This window comes from Lysobacter enzymogenes, from assembly GCF_017168095.1.
GTDB classification, from domain to species: domain Bacteria; phylum Pseudomonadota; class Gammaproteobacteria; order Xanthomonadales; family Xanthomonadaceae; genus Lysobacter; species Lysobacter enzymogenes_D.
In genome coordinates this window covers 1-7,803 of record NZ_LXSD01000156.1, presented here as the reverse complement: position 1 = coordinate 7,803, position 7,803 = coordinate 1, and the positions used below count along the sequence as shown (strand labels likewise).

The 7,803-nt window shown below is 73.0% G+C and carries 1 protein-coding gene; it reads right to left on the bottom strand.

Going from position 1 to position 7,803, the window contains the following annotated elements; translation table 11 throughout:
• The coding region (locus A7A76_RS04385; protein WP_206410053.1) for an SDR family NAD(P)-dependent oxidoreductase at window positions 1-7,803 on the bottom strand (7,803 nt) is incomplete at both ends.

Genomic DNA, 7,803 nt, shown 5'->3' with positions numbered 1-7,803 from the left:
CGCCGGCCTGCGCAAGCGCGCCCTCGCCCGCCGCGCCGAACTGCGCGCGCACGAACGCGGCGACCCGGCCCGGCGCGCCGTACAACGGCAGCACCGCGCCTTCGGCGCCGAACAGCGCCTCGGCCAAGGCCAGGCCTTGCGCATCGGGCAAGGGTTCCAGGCCCGAGGCCAGGCGCGCGCGCTCGATCTGATCCGCGTCCAGGCGCATGCCGCCCTCGGCCCAGTACGGCCACGCCAGCGACAGGCTGCGGCCGCTGCGTTCGCCGGCGCGCACGCGCTCGGCGCGGCCTTCGGCGAAGGCGTCGAGGAAGGCGTTGGCGTAGGCGTAATCGCACTGGCCCGGATTGCCGAGCGCGCCGGTCACCGAGGAGAACAGCACGAACAGGTCGAGCGCGTCGCCGGCGAGGGCCGCGTCCAGATTGAGCGCGCCGGCGACCTTGGCCGCGAGCACCGCCTCGATCTCGGCGCCGCGCTTGTGCAGCGCGTAGCCGTCGCGATGACTGCCGGCGGCGTGGATCAGCCCGTCGATGCGGCCATAACGTGCGCGGGCCGCCTCGGCCAGCGCCTGCGCCTGGGCGGCGTCGGCGACGTCGGCCTGCACGTAGGCCGCGTCGCCGCCGAGTTCGCGCAATCGTTGCAGGCGCGCGTCGTGGGCCGGGTCGGCCGGCGAGCGCCCGCTCAGCACCAGGCGCGCGTGATAACGCTGGGCCAGATGTTCGGCGAAGCGATAGCCCAGGCCGCCGAGTCCACCGGTAATCAAATAGACGCCGTGCTGCTTGACCGCGCCGTCGCCGGCCAGAGGCGCGAACACCGCGGCGTCGCGCACTTGCCGCACGAAGCGTTCGCCGCGCGACAGGTAGCGGACTTCACGCTCGCTACCGGCCGGCTGCGCCAGTTCGGCAAGCACGCAGTCGGCGACGGCATCGGCTTCGGCGGCGGGCGCCGCGGCGAGGGTCTTGCCCTGGATCTTCGGGTTCTCCAGCGCCAGGGTGCGCAGGTAGCCGGCGAAACCGGCGTTGAACGCGGTAGCGGTGTGTTCGTCTTGCCGGCGCAACGCCAGCACCCGCAGCGGCCGGCTGTCGCCGTCGCCGAGCAGCGCCTTGAGCAGTCCGTGCAGCGCCAGCAGCGCTTGCGCCGGCTGCGCGGCATCGATGGCGTCCGCGCGTACCACCGCCTGCGGGCGGCGGCCTTGCTCGCTGAGCGTCTGCAGCAATCGCCGCGCTTGCGCTTCGTCGGCGAGATCGGCGACGAACAGGTCGGCTTCGATCTGGGCGAACGCTGCGCCTGCGGCGACGCGCACCATCCGCGCCGGGCCGAGCCGGCGCGACAGCGCGGCGCCGAGCGCCGGATCGGAATCCAGCAACAGCAGCGGGCCGTGCGGCATTTCGGCCGGTGCCGGCAGTTCGCCGTCGCGCCATTGCAGGCGCAACGACAGCGGGCGCGCGGTTTGCGTCGGCGCATGAGCCGGCTCCTGCGCCGGCGTTTCGCTCGCCGGCGCCGGCAGCGCGGCGCTGCGCACCCAGTAGCGCTCGCGCTGGAACGGATAGGTCGGCAGCGACACCCGCCGCGCCGCGCCGGGCGGGTGCAACCGCGCCCAGTCGATCTCGACGCCGGCGATCCACAGCCGCGCCAGCTTGTCCAGGTCGCGCCGCTGCAGGGTCAGTTCGAGATAGGCCGCACCGGCCTCGCCTTCGATCAGCGCCGCGGCGGCCTGCGCCTGGCGCGGATTGCCCTGGAACGTACCGGCGGCGTCGCCGGCGCCGGCGTCGCCCAGCCACTGCGCCAACCGTTCGGCCAATGCTTCGCGGTCCTCGACGATCAGCGCCAGCCGTTCGGCCAGCGCCGTGCGGCCGAGCTGGCTCGTGTAGGCGATATCGGCCAGCGGCTGCGCCGGCTCGCGGCGCAGGTGCTCGAGCATGCGCGCGGCGTACTCGCGCAGCGCGGCGCGGTCGCGCGCCGACAGCAGGAACAGTTGCGGACCGGCCGCTTCGTTGAGCGGGCGCGCATCCTCGTATTCCTCGACGATCAGATGCGCGTTGGCGCCGCCGGCACCGAACGAGCTGATGCCGGCACGGCGCGGATGCCCCGCCGGCCGCGGCCACTCGCCCAGTTCGGTCTGCACCCGGAACGCGCTGGCGGCGAAGTCGATATGCGGGTTGGCCGGCAGTGCGTGCAGCGACGGCGCCAGCTGCGCGTGCTTGAGCTGCAGCAGCACCTTGCTCAGCGCGGCGATGCCGGCGGCCGATTCGAGGTGGCCGATATTGGACTTGACCGAGCCGATCGCGCACGGCGTGCGCTGCATATCGGCGCCCGGCGCATGGCCGAAGCCCTTGCTCAGGCCGGCGATCTCGATCGGATCGCCGAGCGAGGTGCCGGTGCCGTGGGCCTCGACATAGCCGATGCTGTGCGCCGGCACGCCCGCCGCCGCCAGCGCTTCGCCGATCAGTTCGCCTTGCGCGAGCGGATTGGGCACGGTGTAGCCGTTGGTCTTGCCGCCGTGGTTGAGCGCGCCGCCGCGGATCAGCGCGAGGATCCGGTCGCCGTCGGCGAGCGCGCGCGACAGCGGCTTGAGCACCACCGCGCCGACGCCCTCGCCCGGCACGTAACCGTCGCCGCCGGCGCCGAAGCTGCGGCAGCGGCCGTCGCTGGCGGCGAAGTTGCCCTGGGCCAGGCTCAGGTATTTGTTCGGATGCGTGCACAGGTTGACGCCGCCGGCGATGGCCATCTCGACCGCGCCCTTGCGCACGTCCTCGGCGGCGAGCTGGATCGCGGTCAGCGACGACGAGCACATCGTGTCCAGGGCCAGGCTGGGCCCGTGCAAGTCGAAGAAATAAGAGACCCGATTGGCGATGGACGCGAACGAGGAACTCGGCACGCCGTGCTCGCCGCCGCCGGCGCCGTAGAGTTCGTACTGGCCCCACATCGCGCCGACGTAGACGCCGACCTTGCGCCCGGCGACGGCCTCGCGCCGATAGCCGGCGTCTTCCAGCGCCTGCCAGGCGGTCTCCAGGAACAGGCGTTCCTGCGGGTCCATCAACTCCGCCTCCTTCGGCGAGATGTTGAAGAACAGCGGATCGAAGCGATCGAACGCGTCGAGGAAGCCGCCCCACTTGCTGTAGGTCTTGCCCGGACGGTTGCGCGCGGGGTCGAAGTAGCGGGCGTGGTCCCAGCGGTCGGCCGGGACTTCGCCGATGCAGTCGCGGCCCTGGCGCAGGTTGTCCCAGAACGCGTGCAGGTCGTCGGCCTGCGGATAGCGGCCGGCGAGGCCGACGATGGCGACCGGTTCGGCGGCGCTCGCGCGGGCGATAGGCGCGGTCGCGGCCAACCGCATGCGCGCGCGCGGCGGCGCAGCGACGGTGGCGGCCGTCGCGATGGCCGTGGTCGGCGCCGCGGTCGGCTGCACCGGCGCGGCGAACTGTTCGCCCAGCGCCTGCGGGAACGCGGCCTGCAGGTAATCGGCCAGGCTGGCCAGGCTCTTGTGCTCGAACAGCAGCGTCTTCGACAGCGCGCCGAAGCGGCGTTCGAGCCGGTCGATCAGCTTCAGGCTCTGCACCGAGTCGATGCCGTAACGCTCCAGCGGCGCCTTGGCCTCGACTTCGGCCAGCGGCAGCTTGAGCAGCGCGGCCAGTTCTTCGCGCAGGTAGCGGTGCAAAGGCTCCAGCGGTTGCGGCGTTTGCGGGCGCGATGTTTGCGGCTGCGGCGCGACGGCGGGAACGTTCGGCGCGTTCGTCGCAGCTTCGGCCTGCGCGGGCGTGGTCGCCGGCTGCAGCGCCTGCGCCAGTCGCGCGGTATCGCCATGCAGCACCAGCACATGCGCGGCGCCGAGCGCGAGCGCGTGCTGGAACGCGCGCAGGCCGGCCTCGGTCGGCAACGGCGCCAGCCCCGACGCGGCGCGCAACCGGCGCAGCGCTTCGTCTTCGATGCGCATGCCGCCGTCGCGCCACAGCGGCCAGCCCAGCGACAGGCTCAGGCCGTGGCGCTCGCCGCGCGCCACCTGCGCATTGCGCTCGCGGGCGAAGCGGTCCATGAAACCGTTGCCGGCGGCGTAGTCGCCCTGCCCCGGATTGCCGATCGCGGCGCTGAGCGAGGAGAACAGGACGAAGAAGTCCAGCGGCAGCGCGGCGGTGGCCGCGTCGAGCGCGCAGCAACCGGCGACCTTGGGCGCCAGCACCTGGGCGAAGTCGTCCGCCGATTTGCGCAGCAGATAGGCGTCGCGGGTAGCGCCGGCGCTGTGCAGCACGCCGTGCAGCGCGCCATGGCGGCGCAGCACCTCGGCAATCGCGGCCTCGGCGCTGGTGCGGTCGGCCGGATCGAGTTGCAGATACTGCACACGCTCCGGTGCGGCCGACCACTGCGCGCACAACTGCGCCAGTTCGGCCTCGCGCGCGGCGTCGGCGACGGCGCGGCCGGTCAGCACCACGCGGGTGTCGGCGTGAGCGGCGAGGATCGCCTGCGCGAATGCGCGGCCGAGACCGCCGAGGCCGCCGCTGATCAGATACACGCCACCGGCCTTGAACGCCGGCGGCGCCGCGTCAGCCAGCGATCGCGGCCGCCAATGCAAGGCCGAGCCCACGCCGTCGGCGAAGCGCAGGCGCGTTTGCGCCGCATGCGCCGCGGCGGTGCGCAGGTGCGCGGCCAAGTTCGCGGCATCGCTTGCGTCGCTGGCGATCAACTGGGCGCGCAGCAGCGGCTGTTCCTGGCGCGCGCTGGCGAGCAGGCCGGCCAGGCCTTCCAGCAGGCTCGGATCGCCGTCGGCGATCGCGCATTGCAGCAGCAGCGGCCGGGTCGGCGCCGCGGCGAGCAAGGCCTGCAGCCTTGCGAACACCGCTTGCGCCGCGACGGCGTAGCGTTCGGCCGGGTCGTGGTGTTGCGGCCAACCGAGGCTTTCGACTTCAGCGCCCGCCAACTGCGAACGCAACACATCGGCATCCAGACGCGGCAGGTCCAGCAACACCACCGCGTGCCGCGCTGCCGGCTCGGCATCCGCCATCGCTGCGTCCAGCGGCTGCCACTGCGGCAGCGCCAACAACGTCCCCTCGCCCGCCTCGGCCTGAGCGCGCGCCTGGCGCGACACCAGCCCGCGCAGCGCCACGCACACCTGGCCCAGTTCGTCGCACAGATCGATATCGAAGCGCGCCAGGCCTGCGCCGGCGCCGTCCACGCGCCGGGCCCAGGCGACCATGCGCGCCGAGCACGGCGCGTGCACCGTCGCCGATTCCAGCGCGAACGGCACCAGCGCGCCCGCGTCGCCGGCATCGTCGCCGATGGTCCCGGCGACAGCCTGCAGCGCACTGTCGAGCAATCCCGGATGCAGCGCGTAAGCCGGATCGGCGGCCGCCGGCAGACGCAGTTCGGCCAGGGCTTCGCCGTCGCCGCGCAACAGCGCCTCGATGCAGCGGAAGCCGGCGCCGTAATGCAGGCCGAGCGCGGCGAAACCGGCGTAGACCTGCTCCGCCGAACGCGGCGCGCGCCGCATGCGCGCGCGCAACGCGGCGAGATCCAGCGGCGCCGGCGCGGCGGGAGCGCCGAGCGCGATGGAACCTTGGCAATGCGGCGCGGCTTCGGCGTCGTCGCCGCTGCGCAGTTCGAACTGCAGCGAATGCTCGTCGCGCGCTTGCAGCTCCAGTTCCACCGTCACCGGCGCGGCCACGGCCAGCGGCCGGGTCCAGGCGATGTCGCGCAGCTCCAGCCCGCTGGACGGCGCCTGCGCCGGCAGCGCCAGCGCGGCCGCGGCGCGGGCCATTTCCAGGCAGGCCGCGGCCGGCAGCCACTTGCGCTCGCCGGCGCCGGCTTCGACGCGGTGGTGATCGAGGAAGAATTCGCGGCCGTCGAACTGCGAGCGATAGCGCTGGGCGTACAGATCGGAGACGTTGGCGTGCAGCAGCGGATGCAAGGCCGCGCCCGCGCCGGCGACATGGCCGCTGGCGCGTTCGACCCAGTAGCGCTCGCGCGCGAACGGATACGCCGGCAGGCTCAGCAGCGCCGGCCGCTGCGCGCCGTGCAGCGCGCGCCAGTCCGGTTCCAGGCCCTTGACCCACAGTTCGGCCAGCTTGGCCAGCTTGCCGCGGGCGATCCAGCGCGCGATCGCCGCGGCCATGTCCTCGTCCTGGCCGAGCCGCGCCAACCCGTCGGGGCCGCCGTCGGCATGGCCTTCGAAGCACGCCGCGTCCACCGCTTCGCCGGCGCCGTACGCGCGCAGCGCCTGCGCCAGTTGCGGCAGCGACTCGGCCAGAACGGCGAGACGGTGCGGCATCGCCTCGCGGCCGCTCTGCAAGGTATGCGCGACCGCGCGCAGGTCGTAATCCGCGCCTTCGCCGAGTAGGAATTCGCCGAGCTCGGCAGCCTTGCGCCGCAACTGCGCGGCGGTGCGCGCCGACAGCGGCACCAGCGCCGCGCCGCTCGCGGCGGGTGCGGCGGGTGCGGCGGCCGCGTCGTCGCGGTATTCCTCGACGATCAGATGCGCATTGGCGCCGCCGGCGCCGAACGAGGACACGCCGGCCAGGCGCGGGTATTCTCGCCCGTCGATCACCGGTGCGTCCCAATCGCGCAGGCGCTGGTTGACCACGAACGGCGTGGCGGCGAAGTCGATGTGCGGATTGAGCTTGGCCGAATGCAGCGACGGCGCGATCTGCTTGTGGCGCAGCTGCAGCAGCACCTTGGTCAGCCCGGCGATGCCGGCGGCCGATTCGCAATGGCCGATGTTGGACTTGGCCGAGCCGATCGCGCAGAAGCCGCGCGCTTGCGTGTGCTGGCGGAACACCTGGGTCAGCGCGGCGATCTCGATCGGGTCGCCGAGCTTGGTGCCGGTGCCGTGGGCTTCGATGTAGCCGACCCGACGCGCATCCGCGCCGCTCTCGGCCAGCGCCGCGGCGATCGCCGCGGCCTGCGCCTTCGGGCTCGGCACCGAATAACCGTTGGTCTTGCCGCCGTGGTTGAGCGCGCTGCCGCGGATCAGGCCGTAGATGTGGTTGCCGTCGCGGCGCGCGTCGGACAGGCGCTTGAGCACCACCGCGCCGACGCCTTCGCCGGGGATATAGCCGTCGCCGCCTTCGCCGAAGCTCTGGCAGTGGCCGTCGCCGGAAATGAACTGGCCGGCGCTGAGGATCAGGTACTTGTTCGGATGGATGCTGACGTTGACGCCGCCGGCGATGGCGGCGTGGGTGCGGCCCAGGCGCAGGTCCTGGCAGGCCAGGTGGATCGCGGTCAGCGACGAGGAACACATCGTGTCCAGGGTCATGCTCGGCCCGTGCAGGTTGAGCACGTACGAGACCCGGTTGGCGACGCTGGCGTAGCTCAGCGGAATGCCCATGCGCTTGCCGCGCAGGCTGTTTTCCGCGCCGAACAGTTGGTACTCGCCGTACATCACGCCGACGTAGACGCCGACCTGTCCGGCCGGGCCGCCGTCGCCGGCCTGCAGCGCGGCGCGGGTGTAGCCGGCGTCCTCGACCGCCATCCAGGCGTGCTGCAGGAACAGCCGTTCCTGCGGATCGATCAACTCGGCATCGACCGGCGGGATGTTGAAGAACAAGGGATCGAATTCGTCCACGCCTTCGATGAAGCCGCCCCACTTGCTGTAGTGGCGGCCTTCGGCGCTGCGGTCCTGGCTGTAGTAATCGCGCCAGTCCCAGCGCGAGGCCGGCACCTCGACGATGCAGTCGCGGCCCTCGCGCAGGTTGCGCCAGTAAGCGGCGACGTCGACGGCTTCGGGATAGCGGCCGCTGAGGCCGACGATGGCGATCGGCTCGCGCGACGGCGGCGCATCCGCGGCGCCGGCGGCGGCGCGGACGCGTCGGCGGGCCGGGC